The sequence below is a fragment of the Streptomyces sp. NPDC101490 genome (assembly GCF_044767145.1).
GTDB lineage: Bacteria > Actinomycetota > Actinomycetes > Streptomycetales > Streptomycetaceae > Streptomyces.
In genome coordinates, this window is sequence record NZ_JBIWNI010000014.1 from 44090 (window position 1) to 47395 (window position 3306).

Sequence of the window (3306 nt, forward strand, 5' to 3'; positions counted from 1 at the left end):
CCCCGGGGGGGGGGGGGGGGGGGGGGGGGGGTGGGGGGGGGGGGGGGGGGGGGGGGGGGGGGGGCCCCCCCCCCCGACGGCGGCCTGATGCACTCCGGGCAGAGTGACGGCCTCGGCGTACGCGTCGCGGCACCGGGCCGGGTCCGTGAACAGCAGCGTGACCAGACGGTGGACGGACATGATCCCTCAGCCTCCTCGCGCAGGCCCCGCCGACAGGGCCAGCCGCAGTCTAGGGCCGGTGCGGATCAACGGCGGTTCACCGGCGGACCGTCGGCGCGGCGCCCCTGGCCTAAGCGGCGGCCTCGACCCGGCGCTGCCCGGAGCGCCAGGTCAGACGTGTTCCCGCTCAGGTCAGAAGGGCGGTCGTGCGGCGAGGGCTGTTCCAGGGGTGGTCACCGGGGGCCGAACCCGCCTTCACCCGTTGCCCCGAGCGGGTCGCCGCGCGCGACGCGACGCCACGTACGGGCTGGGCCCCACTCCGGCGAAGGTCCGCGCCCGCCGTCCCCCGCCGTCCGTCAGGGCGAGCGGTGTTCTCCGGTCCGGGTCGCCGACCCCGACGAGGTGGGGTGCGGGCATCTCGGCAGTTCCGGACGGTCCTTGGTGCGGACCGCGGGCAGCCAGGCCGTGGCGGGAGCGCCCGTACGCGGAAGCCTGACGCGGAACCACAGGGTGGACGTGAGGTCCTCCTCATCGATGACGGGCAGTCCGGCGGGCAGCCGACACTCCGCTTCGAGGACGTCGCCGTGCCACACCCTGGTCGGCACGACGTTCTGGGCCGTGTAGAGCCGCAAGGGGTCGACCGCCAGGCCGAGGCTGCACTGGCGGTCCCGGTCCGTGCGTCCCTGGCAACCGCGCTCGGCGTTGAACACCCGGACCGGGGCCGGGCCTTCGGCACCCCCACCGCTCGCCCCTCCGTCCCCCCGCCCCGGCCCGGCGTACGTCCAGAGCGCCACGCCCACCGCCACGCACACGCCCACGGCGAGCGGCGCGCCGAAGCGGCGGGACCGCCCGGGGGGCCGCCGCGCCGGGCGCCCGTCCTGGGCGGGCCGCCCCGCGATGCGGTCCAGCAGGCTCTCCGCCGTGTGGGCGGCGCGGGTCTCGTGACTCGGGGCGAGACAGTCGGCGGCGAGACCGCGCCAGAAGGCGGGGACAGCGTTGTCCATACGTAACGGAGCGCACCCTTCCGCGTACTCTCGCGCGGCGGCGGTCCGCGCGGCCGGGGTCGCGCCGGGAAACGGCGAGGCGCCGGAGGCGAACACCTCGTGGATGACGATGCCGAGCGCCCAGACGTCGGCGCTCGGCCGCACCCGCACGCCCCGCTCGCCGAGCCGCTCCCTCCCCCGCTCGGGCGGCAGGTAGTCCAGGGTGCCCATCGGAGGCGTATAGCCGTGGGTGCCCGTCAGCTCGACGGCGAAGCCGAAGTCCGACAGCTTCACCGAGCCGTCCGCGCCGATCAGGATGTTCTCGGGCTTCAGGTCCGTGTGCACCCAGCCGGCCCGGTGCAGATGGGCCAGGCCCTCGCAGATCCCGGTGATCAGCCGGGTCCCCTCGGGCTCGCTCACCCCGGCGTCGAGCAGCTCGCGCAGACTGCCCCGGGCCCGCTCCATGACCAGGACGATCGCCCCGTCCAGGGCCGGGTCCTCGGACGGGCCGAGCACGACGGAGTCCAGCAGCCGTACGAGCCGGGGGTGCGCCGCCCGGCGTCCGAGGTCCACCTCGCGCGCGGCGGCCTCGGCCACGTCACGGGCCTGGCGCGGCGCGAGCCCGGCGGTCGGCATGATCTTGAGCGCGACCTCCTCCGGCCCTCCCTGCCCGGGATCGGCCGGTCTGGCCGCGTACACGGTCGCCCAGCCGCCGGACCCGATCTGCTCGGTGACCAGCCACTCCCCGACCCGGTAGCCCTCGGGCAGCGGTTGCGGCCGCCCGCTGCCCCACGAGACGGTCCGCTCGTCCACCCGCACCACGCCCCTACCGTGCCCGCTCGGCGGGTTCGGCGCCCGGCGGCAGCAGCGCGAGGTGCTCCTCACGGACGATGCCGAACTTCAGGGCGACCCCGACGACGGCCTCGCGCTTGCCGTTCCTGCGGTCCGGACGGCCGGTGTCGGCCGCCCCGGGGACGCCGACCCGCAGCTTCTCGTCGGCGAGGTAGTCGATGTGCGAGCTGACCGCGCGGGCCGTCAGCCTCGCCCGGGCGGCGTGGCCGCGCAGCCGCTCGACCACCTGCGGGGTGGTCGGCACCGCGACCGGCGAGCGGTCGCGCAGCCACGGTTCGCAGAGCGCGACGAGCACGAGGAAGTACGTGGCGGTCTCGTCCAGGGAGTACGCGGTGAGGGTACGGCTCTCGCCTGGCCCGCCCATGCCCCGCGGATCCAGATAGACGTGGTCCGGCGCGAACACCTGGAAGGAGACGGTGGTGTCACGGCGGGTGGGCAGCACCACCCGCGAGAACTCGAACGGGATCGGCGCGCCCGCCCGGCGCGGCGGGACCCGCAGGTACTCGCCCGCCCCCTCCGGGTTCTCCACGAGATAACCGTGGGTGGTGCTGTGGTTGCTGAGCTGCCAGTGGTCCTCGGCCGCCCGGATCTCCCCGGCCAGCCGGGAGATGGCCGCGTCGGCGAGGCGCAGTTCGACGGGCGTGCTGGTCGAACCCCGGCCGAACCGGGCCCGCTGCCCGGGTCCGAGCCGCAGGGTCACCGCGTCGCCGCAGGCCTCCCCGTCCGCGCCCCCGCCACTGCCTTGCGGCAGGTGGATGACAATCCCGCTCACCGCTCCCCCGTCCCGCGCGCCGACCACCGTCCGACACACCGAACGTTACCGGTTGCAACCGGTGATGCACCGAGTGGCATCGGCCACTTCGCGGGCCTCCACACAGCCCACACGTGCGGGTTCTCCCCGCTCGTCCGGTTCGTGACGGACGGTCAGGGGCTGGGGGTGCCCGAGCGGAGCGTCGCGACCGGGCAGTCGGCCGAACGCGGTCCACGGCAGCCTCGGCCTCCGTTGGGCCGGGCCTGTACGCGGGTGCGGATCCGGCCGCGTGCAGTGACCGCGAAAGGTGGACGCGGCCGGTGGCGTCGGCCGCGCTGGGACGGGGCCGGGGAGTGCGAGGGTCCCGGCCGCGGCGGTCGCCCGCAGTGGTCGGCGTCGGCTGATGGGTTCCCTGGCTCTTCTCCTGATCGGGCCCCGGGGCGTGGCGGGGGCGGCGGCCGCCCCCCCCCGGGGGGCGGGGCCGGCCCCGGGGGGGGGGGGGGGGGCCCCCGGGGGCCCCCCGGGGTGTGAGCCCCCCCCCCCCCGACCCCGCCACCGCCC

General features: G+C 76.6%; 2 protein-coding genes. Both read right to left on the reverse strand.

Translation table 11 applies throughout. From position 1 onward, the window contains the following. Positions 1-515: 515 nt before the first annotated feature. Positions 516-1964, reverse strand: coding sequence for a serine/threonine-protein kinase (locus ACIRQY_RS23470; RefSeq protein WP_403928814.1), 1449 nt, complete (start codon positions 1962-1964; stop codon positions 516-518). 4 nt (positions 1965-1968) lie between these two features. Continuing rightward, entirely contained in the window at positions 1969-2766 is a 798-nt protein-coding gene (locus tag ACIRQY_RS23475; RefSeq protein ID WP_403928816.1) for a serine/threonine protein kinase, read from the reverse strand. Between the last annotated feature and the right edge of the window lie 540 nt (positions 2767-3306).